Annotated in this window: 13 protein-coding genes; 10 read left to right on the forward strand and 3 right to left on the reverse strand. The window is 66.2% G+C overall.

Going from position 1 to position 17,434, the window contains the following annotated elements:
• Window positions 1–4: 4 nt before the first annotated feature.
• The gene (thrS, locus tag EO245_RS01810; protein ID WP_128891328.1) at window positions 5–2,014 is read right to left on the reverse strand and encodes a threonine--tRNA ligase; all 2,010 of its coding nucleotides are present in this window, start codon (window positions 2,012–2,014) and stop codon (window positions 5–7) included.
• Between the two features lie 244 nt (window positions 2,015–2,258).
• Window positions 2,259–3,917: an alkaline phosphatase gene (locus tag EO245_RS01815; protein ID WP_128891329.1), complete on the reverse strand. Its 1,659-nt coding sequence runs from the start codon at window positions 3,915–3,917 to the stop codon at window positions 2,259–2,261.
• Window positions 3,918–4,070: 153 nt separating this feature from the next.
• Between EO245_RS01815 and EO245_RS13335 the strand changes: the two genes are divergently transcribed.
• The 8 genes from EO245_RS13335 to EO245_RS01850 all read left to right on the forward strand — a co-directional run bounded on the left by EO245_RS13335 (window position 4,071) and on the right by EO245_RS01850 (window position 14,076).
• Window positions 4,071–4,244, forward strand: a complete 174-nt coding sequence (locus EO245_RS13335) for a hypothetical protein (RefSeq protein WP_164931239.1) — start codon at window positions 4,071–4,073, stop codon at window positions 4,242–4,244.
• Complete coding sequence (locus EO245_RS01820) at window positions 4,241–4,864, forward strand: hypothetical protein (protein ID WP_128891330.1); 624 nt, start codon at window positions 4,241–4,243, stop codon at window positions 4,862–4,864. Before EO245_RS13335 ends, EO245_RS01820 begins: the two co-directional genes overlap by 4 nt.
• Entirely contained in the window at window positions 4,861–5,052 is a 192-nt protein-coding gene (locus EO245_RS01825; RefSeq protein WP_128891331.1) for a helix-turn-helix transcriptional regulator, read from the forward strand. The genes EO245_RS01820 and EO245_RS01825 overlap by 4 nt, the downstream gene beginning before the upstream one ends.
• 172 nt (window positions 5,053–5,224) lie before the next feature.
• A complete protein-coding gene (locus EO245_RS01830; protein ID WP_128891332.1) occupies window positions 5,225–5,965 on the forward strand; it encodes an alpha/beta fold hydrolase in 741 nt (246 codons plus the stop codon).
• A gap of 21 nt (window positions 5,966–5,986) precedes the next feature.
• Window positions 5,987–6,826 carry a hypothetical protein gene (locus tag EO245_RS01835; RefSeq protein WP_128891333.1) on the forward strand — a complete coding sequence of 280 codons (840 nt, stop codon included), beginning with the start codon at window positions 5,987–5,989 and terminating at the stop codon, window positions 6,824–6,826.
• On the forward strand, window positions 6,823–7,809 hold the full coding sequence (locus EO245_RS01840; protein ID WP_199798667.1) for an LLM class flavin-dependent oxidoreductase: 987 nt from the start codon (window positions 6,823–6,825) through the stop codon (window positions 7,807–7,809). The genes EO245_RS01835 and EO245_RS01840 overlap by 4 nt, the downstream gene beginning before the upstream one ends.
• A 261-nt stretch (window positions 7,810–8,070) precedes the next feature.
• Window positions 8,071–12,801, forward strand: coding sequence for an NAD-glutamate dehydrogenase (locus EO245_RS01845; RefSeq protein ID WP_370246166.1), 4,731 nt, complete (start codon window positions 8,071–8,073; stop codon window positions 12,799–12,801).
• Between the two features lie 48 nt (window positions 12,802–12,849).
• Window positions 12,850–14,076, forward strand: coding sequence for an NAD(P)/FAD-dependent oxidoreductase (locus EO245_RS01850; RefSeq protein WP_128891334.1), 1,227 nt, complete (start codon window positions 12,850–12,852; stop codon window positions 14,074–14,076).
• Here EO245_RS01850 and queG read toward each other — a convergent pair.
• Window positions 14,060–15,136, reverse strand: a complete 1,077-nt coding sequence (queG, locus tag EO245_RS01855; RefSeq protein ID WP_128891335.1) for a tRNA epoxyqueuosine(34) reductase QueG — start codon at window positions 15,134–15,136, stop codon at window positions 14,060–14,062. The two genes, EO245_RS01850 and queG, sit on opposite strands and share 17 nt — an antisense overlap.
• Before the next feature lie 44 nt (window positions 15,137–15,180).
• Between queG and EO245_RS01860 the strand changes: the two genes are divergently transcribed.
• The gene (locus EO245_RS01860) at window positions 15,181–16,188 is read left to right on the forward strand and encodes an ABC transporter ATP-binding protein (protein ID WP_128891336.1); all 1,008 of its coding nucleotides are present in this window, start codon (window positions 15,181–15,183) and stop codon (window positions 16,186–16,188) included.
• Entirely contained in the window at window positions 16,185–17,408 is a 1,224-nt protein-coding gene (locus tag EO245_RS01865) for an ABC transporter permease (RefSeq protein ID WP_128891337.1), read from the forward strand. Before EO245_RS01860 ends, EO245_RS01865 begins: the two co-directional genes overlap by 4 nt.
• The last annotated feature ends 26 nt before the right edge of the window (window positions 17,409–17,434 follow it).

Below are 17,434 nucleotides of genomic sequence, written 5' to 3' on the forward strand. Positions count from 1 at the left end.
GGCCCTAGCGCAGGTCGGGCGGCGTCGCCGCGTCCTTGAGCATGGCGATGGCTTCATCGAGGCTCATCACCTTCTGCTCCTTCTCGCCGAGCGTGCGGACCGCGACCGTGCCTTCCTCGGCCTCGCGCTTGCCGACCACCAACAGGTGCGGGACCTTCGCGAGGCTGTGTTCGCGCACCTTGTAGTTGATCTTTTCGTTCCTGAGGTCGCTTTCGACGCGGATGCCGGCAGCTTCGAGCTTGGCGACTGCTTCGCTCGCATAGTCGTTCGCATCCGAGACGATCGTCGCGACGACCGCCTGTACCGGTGCGAGCCAGACCGGCAGGCGGCCCGCGAAGTGTTCGATCAGGATGCCGATGAAGCGCTCGTAGGAACCGAAGATCGCGCGGTGAAGCATGACCGGGCGGTGCTTCTCGCCGTCCTCGCCGACATAGCTGGCATCGAGACGTTCGGGCAGCACGCGGTCGCCCTGGATCGTGCCAACCTGCCAGGTGCGGCCGATCGCATCGGTCAGGTGCCATTCGAGCTTGGGAGCATAGAACGCGCCTTCGCCCGGGAGTTCTTCCCAGCCGAATTCCTCGTTCATCATGCCCGCTTCCTCGACGGCATCGCGCAGTTCCTGTTCGGCCTTGTCCCAGTCGGCATCGGAGCCGAGCCGCTTTTCGGGCCGCAGCGCGAGCTTGATCGCGAAGTCGAAGCCGAAGTCCTTGTAAACTTCCGCGGCGAGGCGGCAGAAGGCCCGCACTTCTTCGACGACCTGCTTCTCGGTGCAGAAGATATGCGCATCGTCCTGCGTGAACTGGCGCACGCGCATCAGCCCGTGGAGCGCGCCATGCGGTTCGTTGCGGTGGCAGCAGCCCATTTCGCCCAGCCGGATCGGCAGGTCGCGATAGGAGGTGATGCCCTGCTTGAAGACCAGCACGTGAGCCGGGCAGTTCATCGGCTTGATCGCCATCCAGTCGGCATCGTCAGCGACCTTGGGCGAGGCGGCCTCGTCCTCGCTCTCGACGTCGGGCACGATGTCGGGGACCGCGAACATGTTCTCGGCATATTTCCCCCAGTGGCCCGACTGGGTCCACTGGCGAACGTCCATCAACTGCGGCGTCTTGATCTCGCGGTAGCCCGAACCGTCCATCTTGCGACGCATGTAGGCTTCCAGCTCGCGCCAGATGCGATAGCCCTTGGGGTGCCAGAAGACGCTGCCGTGCGCTTCTTCCTGCAGGTGGAAGAGGTCCATCTCGCGGCCGAGCTTGCGGTGGTCGCGCTTGGCGGCCTCTTCCAGCCGCATGAGGTGCGCGTTCAGCTGCTTCTTGTTGAGCCAGCCCGTGCCGTAGATGCGCGTGAGCTGCGCGTTCTTCTGGTCGCCGCGCCAGTAAGCACCGGCGACGCGCATCAGCTTGAACGCCTGCGGGTCGAGCTTGCCGGTCGAGGCAAGGTGCGGGCCGCGGCACATGTCGAGCCAGTCCTCGCCCGACCAGTAGACCGTCAGCTCCTCGTCTTCGGGCAGTTCCTTCGCCCATTCGGCCTTGAAGACCTCGCCTTCGGCTTCCCACTTGTCGATCAGCTGCTGGCGGCTCCACACTTCGCGGCGCAGCGGCTTGTCGGCCTTGATGATGCGGCGCATCTCTTCCTCGATGGCGGGCAGATCGTCCATCGAGAAAGGCTCGCGGCCCTCGGGCGCCTTCACGTCGTAGTAGAAGCCGTCGTCCGTTGCCGGGCCGAAGGTGATCTGCGTGCCGGGAAAGAGCGACTGCACCGCTTCGGCAAGCACGTGCGCGAAGTCGTGGCGTGCGAGTTCGAGCGCGTCTTCCTCGTCGCGGGCGGTAACCAGCGCGAGCTCGGCATCGCCCTCGAACGGGCGGTTGATGTCGCGCAGTTCACCGTCCACGCGCGCGGCGATCGCGGCCTTGGCGAGGCCAGGGCCGATCGCGGCGGCAACGTCGGCGGGCGTGCTGCCCGGCTCCATTTCGCGCACCGAACCGTCGGGCAGGCTGATCTTGAGCAGTTCCGTCATGTCACTCGTCGTCCGTTGTCTCGGCAGGCCCATGGCACAGCAGGGCGCAGCCTTGAAGCGGCGTTTGCCAGAAAATCACGATTTCGGGAGGAAACGCCTGCCACCCGAAACCGGGGTGGCGGCAGTGCGCGTGTCTAACGCGCGACCGACCGCCCCCGGTTGCCCGGGGTGGTGGTAGTCGCAGTCGTGAGAGCGCGAATAAGCATGGCGCCGCAGATAGCGGGAAAGGGTTAAACCTTCAACCTCACGCCAGACGGCGCGATCCGGCGGCGCTCGTCATGCGATGGGTCCCGGCGAGCGACGAGCCGCGCTGGCGGACATTGCCGACGAAGCGCCATTCGCAGCTGGCCTCCTGCGGCGTGAGTTCGACCGCCATGTAGCCGCGCTGGCTGGTATCGGCCCAGCGCAGTTCCTCGTTCCGTTCGACGAGCGCGCGGCGAAGGTCAGCCGGGGCAACGCTGCCGAGGTAGGATTCGAGGCCGGGCGAGGTGACGCCCTGCACTGCAAACTCGACCCCGACCCGCTCGCCGTCCTGCGCAAGATCGAACGCCCAGGCATTGTGCGTGTCGCCCGCGAGCACGACGAGATTGGCGTCGGCCTCCAGTGCGGAGCCCATCACGCGTTCGCGCGCTGCGGGATAGCCGTCCCATGCATCCATGTTCGCCGGCAGACCCGCCTTGCTGGCGAGCGAGGAGGCGATCAGCCTGCGGCGGACATAGTCGGGTGCCGAACCGGCGAGCCCGTCGAGCAGGCTGGAAGCGCTCGCGAGCTTGCCCATCACTACCTGCTGGACGAGCACCTGCCATTGCTTGCCCGAGGCGCGCGAGGCCTTGAGCCCGTCGGCGAGCCAGGCTTCCTGCGTCATGCCCATCACCGTGCGCGAGGGATCGCGGTAGGCATCATCGCGGAAGGCGGCGAGCGCCGCGACCATCGCTTCCTGATCGGTCTTCCCGGCGAGGATCTTGGCGATATTGAACTGCTCGGAGCGCGCCGTGAGCCGCGTTTCCAGCCGGAACAGCGTCGCCAGATCGCCGATCTCGTAGCTTGCCCAGTCGTCGTCCGAGACCGGGAGCCATTCGCGATAGGCGCGCTTGGCCGCGCGCTTGCGGGCCGACCAATCGCCCTCGTTCTCCGGCTGGTGGTTCTCCGCCCCGCCTTCCCAGCTGTCGTTCGCGCTTTCGTGATCGTCCCAGCCGAGGATCATCGGGTAGAGCTGCGTCAGTCGCTGCAAGTCCTGGTCCGCGCGGTAGGATGCATGGCGCAGGCGATAGTCGGCGAGCGTTATCGTCTCCGCATCGGGCCACGCATCGCGGCCCGCCACGCGCTCTTCGGCGGACGGGTAGGTCCCGCCGGGATATTCGTAGAAATAGTCGCCGAGGTGCAGCAGCAGGTCGAACTCGTTCGCTTCGGCGGCATGGGCATAGGCGTTGAACCAGCCGAAGCCGATGTTCGAGCACGAGAACACGCCGAGGCGGTAGCGTGCGACATCGCCGACCGGCAGCGTCATCGTGCGCCCCATGCAGGACTGGCTGCCGTCCGGTGCGGTAAAGCGATAGAAATAGGTCCGACCCGGCTCGAGCCCGGTGGCAACCGGCTTCACGCAGAAATCATGCTCGGCCCGCGCCTCGACATCCCCGCCTGCAACGATCGTGCGGAACTCGGTGTCGGCAGCCATTTCCCACTCAAGCGAAACATCCTGCTCCGCCTTGTAGCGGGTCCACAGCATGACGCTGGTGGCGGAAGGTTCGCCGCTCGCGACCCCGCTCGAAAATCCCGGACGCGCCGATGCGGCGAGCGCGGCAGGGGAAGCCAGCAGCCCCGCCCCAAGTGCCGCACCGCGGAAAAGCGAGCGGCGGTCGATCATCGGTCCGGAATGCGAGCGGGCGGGCGGTTCTGTCTTCATGCGCGCACCCTAGGCCCGCCACATGACAGCGCCAAGAACAATGACGACGCGCGTTCCACGGGACAAGCGACATGGTCATTTTGTAAAGCACCATTGACATAACACCGAATCACTGTAAAAGAAGCTTTACATAGTGAAAAGGAAGTTTGACGCATGGAACAGGTTTGGAAAGCACTCGGATGGGCGGCGGTGATCCTCGTCATGGCATTCATCGGTTCGAAGACCGGCATGTCGGACGGCACGATGATCGCCATGATCGCGGGCATGTCGGGAGCGGTAGTGGCGGGCAGGAACGCCAGGCGCTGCGGATCTTTCGGGAGGGCATGACGATGAGCGCGCAGGAAACGCAAAAGGGGCGCAGCCCGTTCTTCTGGGGCGCGATGATCTTCGTCGCCTACGCCGCAATCGCCGCGCTCGGCATTACCGATGCGATCAACGAGACGACCTTGCTGATCCTGATGATCGCACCGGCCGGCCTGATGATCCCGCTCATCAAGGCGGCCAACCGCCGCATCGACGATGGTGGAGCGGCGTGCATCGGGAAAGGCGAGGCGCAGAAGCGCTATATCAGGCGGGTCGCGTTCTCGGTTTCGCTATACCTGATCGCCATGGCGGTGATGGTGCTGGTCGAGAACGGCAGGAGCGACGACACCGTCCTGCGCGCAATTGTCGCCATCCTGCCGGGCCTCGCGATGATCGGCGTGTTCTGGGCGATCGGAAGACTGATCGTCGAGGAGCAGGACGAGTTCATCCGCATGCTGGTCGTGCGCCAGTCGCTGATCGCGACAGGAATTACGCTGAGCGTCGCTTCGGTATGGGGCTTTCTCGAAGGGGCTGACCTGGTCCCGCATGCACCGGCATATTGGTGGGCGGTCCTGTGGTTCGTCGGACTGGCGCTCGGCGCGGTCTCGAACAGGCTCAAGTTCGGCGCGTGGGGCGCGGTATGAAGAACCGCCTCAAGGTGCTGCGCGCCGAGCGGGACTGGAGCCAGCAGGAGCTCGCCAACCGGCTCGGCGTGTCGCGGCAGAGCGTCAACGCGATCGAGACCGGCAAGTACGACCCCTCGCTACCGCTCGCCTTCAAGATTGCCGATGTTTTCGGCCTGATCATCGAAGACATCTTCGAAAAGGAATGATAAGGTGCCCGTCATGCGCTTGATCCTCCTCGCCTTTCTGATGCTCGGCCTGTCGGCCTGCCATGGCGAGCGCCCGGAAGAGCGCGACGACGCGCCGCATTACGTGCCGCATCTCTATTAGTCGCACGCGCGCTCTTGCCACCCGATCGCTGTTGGGTGACAAGCCCTGGCAATGAGCGACATAGCCTATCTCGAACTGAAGGACGGGCGCCGTATCGCCCACCGTTTCAATCCCGGTGCGGGTCCGGCGCTGGTCTTCCTGCCCGGCTACATGTCCGACATGGACGGCGGCAAGGCGAGCGCGGTGATGGGCTGGGCGCGCGAGGAAGGGCGCGCGTGCCTGCTGCTCGACTATTCCGGCTGCGGCCATAGCAGCGGCGACTTCGCCGACGGGACGCTGTCGATCTGGCGGGACGAGGTCCTCGCGCTGATGGGGGCGCGCGACATCGAAGAGGCTGTCGTCATCGGCTCCTCGATGGGCGGGTGGCTGATGCTGATGATCGGCCTTGCACTGGGCGACCGGCTCGCCGGGCTGGTCGGCATCGCTTCCGCGCCGGACTTCACCGAATGGGGACGCAGCTCCGGCGACAAGAAGAAACTGCGTGCGGGCGAGACCGTCTATGACGAGAACCCCTACGGCCCCGAACCCACGCCCATGCATCCCGGCTTCTGGGCCGACGGACAGGCGAACCTGATGCTCGGCGGCGAGATCGCGATCGACTGCCCGGTGCGGCTGCTGCACGGCCAGCAGGATGCCGATGTGCCGTGGGATATCTCGATGCGCCTTGCCGATGCGCTGCGTTCGGACGCGGTACAGGTCACGCTGGTAAAGGACGGCGACCACCGCCTGTCGCGCGAGCAGGACATCGACCTGCTGCTCCAGCTGATTGCCGGATTGCCGACAGCCGACTGAACCGCCGGAGCCGAACTTTCCATGCTGACTGCGACCCTCGTTCCCCTTCTCCTCCTGCAAGTCGGGCCCAACCCCGATCCCAATGCGATCGGCAACATGATCCCGCGCGATCCGCGCGAGGAAAGCATGCTGCCGAGGCGGCTGGTCCGTTCGGTCAGCGAGACCGCGAAATGCGAACTCGGCGCCGGTATCGACGCAGCCGAGGTCGCCGAGATCGCTTCGGCCCGCGCGCAGCTCGTCTCCGGGAACGAGCGGATTGCCGCGCTTCAGTGCGCCGCCATGGCCAAGGCTGACCAGGGCCTGTGGGACGAGGCGGCGAGCGGCTTCCTCGAAGCGCGCAATGCGGCGGGCGGAAACCTGTTGTGGCAGGCGCGGATCGGCACGCAGCGCGCCCATGCGCTGGTCGAGGCGGGCCGCGTGATCGATGCGCGTAGCGCTTTCGAGATCGCCATTCGCGATGCGCTGAGCGGCGGCGACACCGTCACCGCAGGCCAGATCGCCGCCGACCAGGCGATCGCCGAAGTGGCCGCGGGCGACCTCGAAGCTGCGGGACAGACATTGGCCGAAGCGCGCAGCCAGTCGCCGGGCGAATACCGCGTCTGGCTCCTCTCCGCGACGCTTGCGCGGCGCGAAGGCGACCTCGCTACGGCGCAAGGCCATATCGAGAAAGCGGCCGAGCTCGACGGCATCGATCCGGAGATCGGCCTCGAGGCAGGCGTGATCGCAGCGCTCGACGGCAGGCTCGATGCCGCACGGGCGAGCTTCGAATCGGTCGCCGCCCAGCCGCATGCGGGCGAGACCGGCAACAAGGCGCGCGCCTATCTCGCGCAGCTCGATTCCATGCTAGCGGAGAACGAATGAGCATCGACCTTTCCGTCCTCGACCTCGTCCCCGTCCGCGAAAACGGCACATTGAGCGAGGCCTATGCGGCGAGCGTCGCGCTCGCGCAGGCGGCGGAAAAGGCAGGCTACCGGCGGTTCTGGGTCGCCGAGCACCACGTGATGGAAGGTATCGCGGGCGCCGCCGCCTCGGTCGTCATCGCGCATATCGGCAATGCCACGTCGACCATCCGCATCGGTTCGGGCGGCATCATGCTGCCCAACCACACCCCGTTCCAGATCGCCGAGCAGTTCGGCACGCTCGATGCGCTTTTCCCGAACCGCATCGACCTCGGCCTCGGCCGTGCGCCGGGGGCGGGCCCGGAATTGCAGCGGGCGCTGCGCAAGGATTTGCACCGAGCGGCGGAGAATTTCCCGCACGACGTGGTCGAACTGCGCGCGCTGCTGACCGGCGACATCGACCTGCCGATCAAGGCGACGCCGGGGCTTGGTGCGAATGTCGAGCTATGGATGCTCGGCTCGAGCCTGTTCGGCGCTTCGCTCGCCGCCAAGCTCGGCATGCCCTACGCTTTTGCCTCGCATTTCGCGCCCGACCATCTCGACGAGGCGATCGCGCTCTACCGCCGCAATTTCGAGCCGTCCGACGCGCTCGATAAGCCGCACGTCATGGCCGCGATGACGGTGGTCGCGGCCGACAGCGACGAGCAGGCCGAATACATCGCCTCCTCGCAATTGCAGGCCTTCGCGCGCCTGCGCAGTGGCAATCCGGGCAAGCTGCCACCGCCGGTCGAAGGCTATCGCGACAGCCTACCCGCGCCTGTGCGCGCGATGCTCGAACACATCGGCCAGGCAAGCGCCATCGGCACGCCGCAGAACGTGCGCGAGAAGATCGAGGCCTTCGTGAAGCGGACCGGGGCGGACGAGATCATCGTCGCGGGATCGACCTATGATCCCGAACACCGGATCCGCTCGCTCGAACTCACCAGGGACGCCCTGACTGGCTAGGACGCTTCACGGCGAGCGGATCCGGCACCGGCTTGGGGCTACCGGAATGGGCCGAAGACCAGGCCCCCATCGGCAGCGACCGGGGTGATGGTCGCGCCATGGTTTCAAGACTATAGAGAGCAAATGCTACGCGCGGGCACGGCGGTCTGCTAAAGGCGGAAAAGGCTGCGCTTGCAGGCCGGGAGAGATAAGCCTATCGCGCAGCATAGCTGCTGGACGCAGCAACAATATAACAGGGCACGAAGCCCGATGGAGCATGTGATGGGCTCGAGGAAAGCGACCGACACGGAGCAACCGCAACGCCGCATGGCGGGTCGTGACGATCTTGCGAAGGCGCTGGCAAAGCAGATGCGCGCCTCGCTCCTGCCGGGCGATACGCCCTTCGCGAACAAGCAGCTCGAAGAAGCGGCCTTCTTCGTCCTCGACACCGCGTCGCGCCGCGCGGACGCGCGCTCGGCAATGTCGATCGCATCGGCCAGCGACGACCGGCGCTTCGTGCGCATTGCGGTGGTCAACGACGACATGCCGTTCCTGGTCGATTCGATCGCGGCGACCATTGCCGCGCAGGGCCTCGCCATCGACCGCCTCGTCCACCCGGTCGTGCCCGTTTGCCGCGACAATGACGGCAACCTCCTCGACGTACGCGGCTGCGACGACGGCGAGACTGCGCGCGAATCGATGATCTATATCGAGACCGCGCGCGTCGATGCCCGCGAGCGGCGAGCCCTCGAAAGCGCGCTGCGCGAAACGCTCGCCGATGTGCGCGCGGCGGTGAGCGACTGGCCGAAGATGCGCCAGACCATGTGCGAAGACGCGAAGAAGCTCGGCGACGAAGAGGGGCAGGCGCTCCTCCAGTGGCTCGAAAGCGGCATGCTGACCCAGCTCGGCCATGTCACTCGCCACCGCGACGGGACCCAGACCGACAAGCTCGGCATTTGCCGCAAGAGCGCGAAGGAACTGCTCGCGCCCGCATCCTTCGAGCGCGCCTTCGAATGGTTCGACGACCCCAGGCTGCGCGACAGCCGCCTGCCGCTGATCATCAAGGCGAACATCGTCGCCAACGTCCACCGGCGCGTACCGCTCGACCTGTTCCTCATCCCGGTGATGGAGGGCGACAAGGTCACCGCGATCTCGATCCATGCCGGCGTCTGGACCAGCGCCGCACTGGCTGCCTCGCCTGCCGAAATCCCGGGCCTGCGCGCGCATCTGTCCGCGCTGATGGACAAGTTCGGCTTCGACACCGGCGGCCACGCTGGCAAGGCGCTCGTCCATGCGTTGACCGCCCTGCCGCACGACCTGCTGATCGGTTTCTCGCGCCGCGATATCGAGCGCGTTGCGACGACCATGATGAGCCTCGTCGACCGGCCGCGCCCGCGCCTGTCGCTTGTCACCGCGCCGCTTGCGCGCCACCTGTTCGCCTTCGTCTGGCTGCCGCGCGACACGCTGTCGACGCAGCTGCGCCACCAGATCCAGGACATGCTCGAAGAGGGCGCTAATGCCGAGCTGCTCGACTGGAGCCTGACGGTCGAAGGCGGCAATCTCGCGCTGCTGCGCTTCGTGCTCGACGTGCGCCATTCCTCGACCGAGGCGGACGAGAGCGCGCTCGAACACAAGCTCCAGTCCATGCTGCGCGGCTGGACCGAAGAGGTCGAGCACGAACTCGCAAAGCTCGAAGATGCAGGCCGGGCCGCCGCCATCGCGACGCGCTATGCCGATGCCTTCCCGACGTCCTACCGCGCGGATTATGGTGCAGCCGAAGCAGCCCGCGATATCCGGCGGATGCGCCACCTCATGGCGGTCGATGCGGACCGCGAGGATGCCTCGCTGTTCCAGCGCGATGCGCGCCTGCTGCGCCACGAGAACGAGAGTGGCTCGCACCTGCGGCTCAAGATCTACGAGCACGAAGGTGCGCTGCCGCTGTCCGATGCGGTTCCGGCGCTGGAGAATTTCGGCCTCGTCGTGCTCGACGAAATCCCGACCCCGCTGGCCGACGGCAGGCTCGGCACGATCCACGATTTCTCGGTCTCGCTGCCCGAAGGTGACGATGCCGATGCCCTGCTCGAACGGGCCGACACGATCGAGGCCGCGATCGCCGCAGTGCTCAACCACCAGGCGGAAAACGATCCGTTCAACCGCCTCGTCCTCGGCACCGGATTGTCGGCGCATGAGGCCGACTGGCTGCGCGCCTTCTATCGCTACCTGCGCCAGGCGGGCATGGGCTTCACCATCTACACGGTGGTCGACGCGCTGAGCCGCGCGCCTGCCGTCACCAAGGCCCTCATCGCGCTATTCCGTGCGCTGCACGATCCAGATTTCGAAGGCGACCGCGAAGCCGGCGCGAAGGAAGCGGACGCGGCGGTCAAGGCCGGCCTCGCCAAGGTCCAGGCGCTCAACGACGATCGCCTGATGCGCCTCTATCACGCGCTGATCGGCGCGATCCTGCGCACCAACGCCTTCTCGCCCGCGGCCGAGGAAGCGCTCGCCTTCAAGATCGAATCGAAGCTGGTCCCGAACCTGCCCAAGCCGATCCCGTGGCGCGAGATCTTCGTCTATTCGCGCCGGGTCGAGGGCATCCACCTGCGCTCCGGCCCGGTCGCCCGCGGCGGCCTGCGCTGGTCCGACCGGCGCGACGACTTCCGCACCGAAATCCTCGGCCTGATGAAAGCCCAGCGCGTGAAGAACGCGGTCATCGTGCCGACCGGCGCGAAAGGCGGCTTCTATCCCAAGCAGCTGCCCAACCCGGCGATCGACCGCGACGGTTGGGCCGCCGAGGGACAGGCGAGCTACGAAGTCTTCATCCGCACTCTGCTGTCTGTCACCGACGACATCGAAGGCGACAAGGTGATCCATCCGGAACGCGTCGTCATCCGCGACGGGGAAGACCCCTATTTCGTGGTTGCCGCCGACAAGGGCACCGCGCGCTTCTCCGACGTTGCCAATGCCATTGCGGAAGACCGCGGCTTCTGGCTCGACGATGCTTTCGCGAGCGGCGGCTCGAACGGTTACGACCACAAGGCGATGGGCATCACCGCGCGCGGCGCGTGGGTCTCCGTCCAGCGGCATTTCCTCGAGATGGGCGTCGACGTGCAGAGCGACAGCATCGACGTGGTCGGCTGCGGCGACATGTCGGGCGACGTGTTCGGCAACGGCATGCTGTTGTCGAAGGCCATCCGCCTGCGCGCCGCCTTCGACCACCGCCACATTTTCCTCGACCCCGATCCCGATCCGGCAGCCAGCTGGAAGGAGCGCAAGCGCGTCTTCGACCTGCCGCGTTCGAGCTGGGAGGATTACGACGCCTCGCTCATCTCCAAGGGCGGCGGGGTCTTCTCGCGCTCGCTCAAGAGCATCAAGCTCTCGGCAGCGGTGCGCAAGATGCTCGGCATCGAGGAGAAGGAGATCGAGCCCGATGCGCTGATTTCCGCGATCCTCGCAGCGCCGGTCGACCTGATCTGGTTCGGCGGCATCGGCACCTACATCAAGGCGAGCCACGAGAATAACGTCCAGGTCGGCGACCCGGCCAACGATGCGCTGCGCATCGATGCGAAGGACGTGCGCGCCAAGGTCATCGGCGAGGGCGCGAACCTCGGCGCGACGCAGGCCGGTCGCATCGAATTCGCCCTCAATGGCGGGCGCATCAATACCGACTTCATCGACAACTCGGCAGGCGTCGATTGCTCGGACAACGAGGTCAACATCAAGATCGCGCTCGCCGCGGCGAACCGTGCGGGCAAGCTGTCGCGCAAGAAGCGCAACGTCCTGCTCGAGCAGATGACTGACGAGGTCGCGCATCTCGTGCTGGAGGACAACCGCCTGCAGGCGCTCGCCCTGTCGATCGCGGAGATCGACGGAGCCAAGGCGACCGCATCGCAGCTGCGCCTGATCGAATCGCTTGAAGATCGCGACGCGCTCGATCGGAGGACCGAGGGGCTGGCCGACAGCGAAACCCTGTCGCGCCGCGCGAGCGATGGCGCAGGCCTGACCCGCCCCGAACTGGCGGTACTGCTCTCCTCGAGCAAGCTCGTGCTGCAGGACGCGATCGAGAAGACCGGCCTGCCCGACGATGCGAGCGTCCAGCCGCTGCTGGTCGAGTATTTCCCGACGCAAATGCGCAAGAAATTCCGCAGCGAGATCGAAGGGCACCAGCTGCGCCGCGAAATCATCGCGACCAAGCTGGCGAACAAGCTCGTCAACCGCCTCGGCATCGTCCATCCCTTCGAGCTTGCGGAGGAAGAGGGCGTCGGCCTCGGCGATGTCACCGCGAGCTTCGTCGCGGCGGAGGAACTGTTCGGTCTCGACCAATTGTGGGCCGATATCGAAACCGCGAAAATGAGCGAAAGCGCGCGCCTGCTGATGCTCGACCATGTGGCTGCGGCAACGCGCATCCAGATGGCCGACCTGCTGCGCGCCGGTGCGAGCCTCGTCCCGCCGTCGGAAATCATCGCGCGCCTCAAGAAGGGCGTGACCATGCTGTCCGATGCGACCGACACGCTGCTCGCCAGCCAGTCGCGCTCGCAATCGAGCAAGCTGCATGCGCGCTTCGTCGAGGCCGGTGCGCCCGATGCGATTGCCGCGCGGGTCACCCACCTGTTTGACATGGACGGTGCAGTCGGCCTTGCCTCGCTCGCGCGGGATGCGGAAATCAAGCCGATGAAGCTCACCAGCGCCTTTACCGACCTCGGCGACCGCCTCGGCCTCGACTGGGCGCAGGGTACCGCCGCGCTGATGAACCCGTCCGACGTCTGGGAGCGCCTGCTCGTGTCGGGCCTTGCGCGCGATTTCCAGCAGATGCGCCTCGACTTCCTGCGCCGCCTCTCGCGCCGCAAGGGGGCGAAGGACGATCCGGCAGGAGCCGTCGCCAACTGGGCGGACGATCATGCCGCGGCGATCCGCCAGTTCCGCTCGATGATTTCGCGCGCGCAATCGCATACGCCGGTCGCCCCGGCGATGCTCGCGCAGATCGCCAGCCAGGCGCGCAACCTGCTCGGTCGCTGAGCCGATGCGCGCTTGACCGGCGGGAAAATTCCGCCAAGCCTTTCGCGCATGGATCATTTCGACGTCATCATCGTGGGTGCGGGCCATGGCGGCGCGCAGGCGGCCATCGCTCTGCGGCAGAACGGCTACGAGGGCTCGATCGCGCTCATGGGGCGCGAGCGCGAAGCACCTTACGAGCGCCCCCCGCTATCCAAGGAATATCTCGCGGGCGACAAGCCGTTCGAACGCATCATGATCCGCCCCCAGCAGTTCTGGGCGGACAAGGACGTGACGCTGATGCCGGGCTGCAATGTCACGGCAGTCGACCCGGGCGAGCACACCATCACGGTCGGCGACGAGACCCAGTATTCCTATCGCAAGCTGATCTGGGCGACCGGCGGCGATGCGCGGCGCCTGTCATGCGAAGGCGGTCATCTCGAAGGCATTCACACCGTGCGCACCAAGGCGGATGCCGATCGCATGCGGGCCGAACTCGATGCCGGGGTGAAGCGCGTCGTGGTGGTCGGCGGCGGATATATCGGGCTCGAAGCGGCGGCAGTCTTGCGCAAGCTCGGGCGCGAGGTCGTGCTGCTCGAAGCCCTGCCGCGCCTGCTCGCACGCGTCGCCGGGACGCAGCTATCCGATTTCTTCCTCGAGGAGCACCGTCGCCAGGGCGTCGATATCCGCCTCGAGACGACGGTCGAGACAATCACCGGCGAGAACGGCAAGGTGACCGGAGTGACCACGCAGGCGGGCGAGGAGATCCCGGCCGACATGGTGATCGTCGGCATCGGTATCGTGCCTTCGGTCGGCCCGCTGATCGCTGCTGGAGCAAGCGGCTCGAACGGGCTCGACGTCGACGAGTATTGCCGCACCGTGCTCGACGATATCTACGCCATTGGCGACTGCGCCTGCCACGCTAACGAGTGGGCCGACGGCGCGGTGATCCGGCTGGAATCGGTGCAGAACGCCAACGACATGGCGACCACGGCGGCCAAGGCGATTTGCGGCGACAAGCAGTCCTATCGCGCCTTCCCGTGGTTCTGGTCGAACCAGTACGACATCAAGCTGCAGACCGCGGGCCTGTCGATCGACCACGATGCGACCGTGCTGCGCGGCGACCCGGCAGAACGCAAGTTCTCGGTCATCTATCTCAAGGAAGGGCGCATCATCGCGCTCGACTGCGTCAACAACGTCAAGGATTACGTGCAGGGCCGCAAGCTGATCGAAGCCCATGCCGAGATCGCGCCGGAACTTCTGGCCGACGCGGAAGCCCCGCTCAAGTCGCTGCTGTAAGCCGCGCCTTTGCCCACCCGGCCGCCTCGGCAACGACCGGGTCGGGATCGGTGAGGAGCGCCTCGACCTGCGGCAACAGGGCCGGTTTTGCGCTGTTGCCCGCCGCAATCAGGCAATTTCGCACGAACCTGTCGCGCCCGATGCGCTTGATTGGCGAGCCGGAAAACAGCCGGCGAAAACCCGCATCGTCGAGCGCTAGGAAATCGGCAAGGCGCGGTGCGACCAGTTCGGCCCGCGCGGCAAACGCTTTGTGCCGCGAGACCGTGCTGGCGAACTTGTTCCACGGGCAGACCGCAAGGCAATCGTCGCAGCCGTAGATCCGGTTGCCCATCGCTTCGCGGAATTCCTCCGGTATCGGCCCCTTGTGCTCGATCGTGAGGTAGGAAATGCAGCGCCGCGCATCGAGCCGGTAGGGCGCGGGGAAGGCATCGGTCGGGCAGGCGACCTGGCAGGCATTGCACGAGCCGCAGCGATCGTCATGCGGTTCGTCGGGTGCGAATGCGAGCGTGGTGTAGATCGCGCCGAGGAACAGCCAGCTGCCTTCTTCGCGGCTGACGAGATTCGTGTGCTTGCCCTGCCAGCCGATCCCCGCCGCCTCGCCCAAAGGTTTCTCCATCACCGGCGCCGTATCGACGAAAACCTTGAGCTGCGGCTCGTCCAGCCCGTGCTTCTTCGCCTCGGCGACGAACCAGCGCGCCAGCGCCTTCAGCGCCTTCTTCACGACGTCGTGATAATCGCGGCCCTGCGCATAGACAGAAATCCGCGCGCGATCAGGCGAGGATTCGAGCGCCAGCGGATCGTGCGAGGGGGCATAGCTCATGCCCAGTGCGATCACGCTTTGCGCCTCGGGCCACATGGATTGCGGACCCTGGCGCACATCGGCGCGGTCGGCCATCCACTCCATCGAACCGTGGTAACCGGCATCGATCCACTGCGCGAGCCGTTCGGCGCGGACCGGGTCGTCCTCGGCGGGCGCGAAGCCGATCGCGGCGAAGCCAAGGCGCTTCGCTTCGGCGATCAGGCCTTGCTTAAGCTGCTCGATAATCGCGCTGTTAACCACGCTTGGGGTTGCTCCCGTTCACACGCTACGGTTAACCCGCGCGAATGGATATGGCGCTAAGCGATCCCGCGCTCGCGGGCAATGACCCCCTCAAGGCCTCTTCACGGCGCGATACGCGGCCGCTCGCGATCGAGGCACGCGGGCTGGTCAAGCGGTTCGAAGGCACGACCGCAGTCGACGGGGTCGACCTCGAAGTGCCGGAAGGGGCGATCTACGGCGTGCTCGGCCCGAACGGTGCGGGCAAGACGACGACGCTGCGCATGATGCTCGGCATCATCGATCCGGACGAGGGCGTGCGCCGCGTCTTCGGCCACGACAACCCGCACGAGATCGCCAAGCTCATCGGTTACCTCCCCGAAGAACGCGGGCTCTACCCGGCGATGAAGGCGATCGATGCGATCGGTTTCATGGGCGCGCTGCGCGGCATGGACCGCAACGAGGCGCGCGAGCGGGGCCGCGAACTGCTCGAGAACCACGGCATGGGCTTTGCCGCCGATCGCCAGATCCGCCAGATGTCGAAAGGACAGGCGCAGACCGTCCAGCTGCTCGGCACGCTGGTCCATTCGCCCAAGCTGGTCGTGCTCGACGAGCCGTTCAGCGGCCTCGACGCGATCAATCAGGGCAAGCTCGAACGAATGATCCGCGATCTTGCAGACGCAGGGACGACGGTAATTTTCTCGACCCACGTCATCCACCATGCCGAACGCCTGTGCGAAGGCGTCGCGATCATTGCAGGGGGCAAGGTGCCCTACGCCGGCTCGGTCGAGCAGGCGCGCGACCGCATCCCCGCGCAGGTTCGCCTCGAAACCCACCAGCGCGAGGGCGCATGGCTCAACGCGCTGCCCGCCGACGCGAGGCGCGAAGGCGACTTCTTCTACTTCCCGCTGCCCGAAAGCGGTGTCGAGCCGCTGCTGCGCGCACTCATCGAAGGCAATGCAGGCATCGAATCGCTCTCGATCGAGCGTGCAGGCTTGCACGATGCGTTCGTCGCAATCGCGGGCGAGGCTGCGGCCAAGGCGATGGAGACGGGCGACATGGAGGACGGCCAATGAGCGGCGAGATGCATTCCAAGTCGCGCCTGTCGATCTTCCAGGCGGCGCTGGTCGTGGCGCGGCGCGATTTCGTCGCCGTGCTGTTCAGCAAGGCGTTCTTCTTCTTCCTCATCGGGCCGATCTTCTTCCTCGGGATCAGCGGCGGTGCGGCGATGCTCGGCGCTTCGGCTGCCGACCGTGCGTCACCTCCGGCGCTCGCACTCGCGATGGAGGAACCCGACAGCACCGCATTCCTTGCCGCTCACGAGGAGCTGGCGGAGTTCGCGCGCATGCCCGACCTCGCCGTCGACGAGAGCTACGCTTCGGCAGAGCCGGTCGAGCTGCTCGCAACCCCCGACCGCAATATCGCCGCCGTGCTCACCGGCACGATCGAGGAGCCGCGCCTGGTCGGCCCTGGCGAGCGGATCGAGGCATGGAGCGGCGAAGTCGCGCTGATCGCCTCGCGCGCTAGCGGCGAACGGGGCGGCAACTATCCCGAAGTCGGCCTCGAATCGACCGAGACGAGTGTTGCCAACCAGCGCAGCAACAAGGCCAAGATCGCCACCGGATCGCTCACCCTGCTGTTCCTGCTGACCATGCTGCTCGCCGGCATGGTGCTGTCCAACCTCGTCGAGGAGAAGGGCAACAAGATCATCGAAATCCTCGCGGCTGCCGTGCCGATGGACGCCGTTTTCCTCGGCAAGCTGTTCGCCATGCTTGCGATCAGCTTCGTCGGGATATCGGTCTGGGGAAGCGTGATCGGCGTGATCATGCTGCTTGGCGGGGAGTCCTTCGACCTGCCGACACCGGCGGTTGGCTGGGGCATCTTCGTCCCGCTGTTCCTCGCCTATTTCGCCATGGCCTATCTGCTGATCGGCTCGATCTTCCTCGCGATCGGTTCGCTCGCCCCCACGGTGCGCGACGTGCAGACGATCTCGATGCCGGCGACGATGCTGCAGCTCGGGGTCTTCTTCCTCGCCACCTATGCGATGAGCGACACCGGTTCGCCGGCCGAGCTGTTCGCCGTCGCCTTCCCCCTGTCCTCGCCCTATGCCATGCTGGCACGCGCGGCGCAGGAGCCGGTGCTGTGGTGGCATGTCGCCGCGCTGGCCTGGCAGGTGCTGTGGGTTGCGATCTTCGTGCGGGCCGGGGCCACCCTGTTCCGCAAGAAGGTGATGAAGTCCGGACCGCGAAACACGAAACGCAAAGGTTGGTTCAAGAAAGGCGAAAAGCCCGCCTGACGTAGCGAAATTGCCGAAAAGAGCAT

The sequence above is a fragment of the Erythrobacter sp. HKB08 genome (assembly GCF_004114695.1).
In the GTDB taxonomy this organism is placed as follows: Bacteria; Pseudomonadota; Alphaproteobacteria; order Sphingomonadales; family Sphingomonadaceae; genus Parerythrobacter_A.

Excerpts from the sequence above, each read along its gene's own strand:
- EO245_RS01840 (WP_199798667.1), top strand. The coding sequence starts at position 6,823 with ATGAGCATCGACCTTTCCGTCCTCGACCTCGTCCCCGTCCGCGAAAAC.
- EO245_RS01850 (WP_128891334.1), top strand. The coding sequence starts at position 12,850 with ATGGATCATTTCGACGTCATCATCGTGGGTGCGGGCCATGGCGGCGCG.
- thrS (WP_128891328.1), bottom strand. The coding sequence starts at position 2,014 with ATGACGGAACTGCTCAAGATCAGCCTGCCCGACGGTTCGGTGCGCGAA.
- EO245_RS01865 (WP_128891337.1), top strand. The coding sequence starts at position 16,185 with ATGAGCGGCGAGATGCATTCCAAGTCGCGCCTGTCGATCTTCCAGGCG.
- EO245_RS01830 (WP_128891332.1), top strand. The coding sequence starts at position 5,225 with ATGAGCGACATAGCCTATCTCGAACTGAAGGACGGGCGCCGTATCGCC.
- EO245_RS01845 (WP_370246166.1), top strand. The coding sequence starts at position 8,071 with ATGGGCTCGAGGAAAGCGACCGACACGGAGCAACCGCAACGCCGCATG.
- EO245_RS13335 (WP_164931239.1), top strand. The coding sequence starts at position 4,071 with ATGGAACAGGTTTGGAAAGCACTCGGATGGGCGGCGGTGATCCTCGTC.
- EO245_RS01820 (WP_128891330.1), top strand. The coding sequence starts at position 4,241 with ATGACGATGAGCGCGCAGGAAACGCAAAAGGGGCGCAGCCCGTTCTTC.
- EO245_RS01860 (WP_128891336.1), top strand. The coding sequence starts at position 15,181 with ATGGATATGGCGCTAAGCGATCCCGCGCTCGCGGGCAATGACCCCCTC.
- EO245_RS01835 (WP_128891333.1), top strand. The coding sequence starts at position 5,987 with ATGCTGACTGCGACCCTCGTTCCCCTTCTCCTCCTGCAAGTCGGGCCC.
- EO245_RS01815 (WP_128891329.1), bottom strand. The coding sequence starts at position 3,917 with ATGAAGACAGAACCGCCCGCCCGCTCGCATTCCGGACCGATGATCGAC.
- EO245_RS01825 (WP_128891331.1), top strand. The coding sequence starts at position 4,861 with ATGAAGAACCGCCTCAAGGTGCTGCGCGCCGAGCGGGACTGGAGCCAG.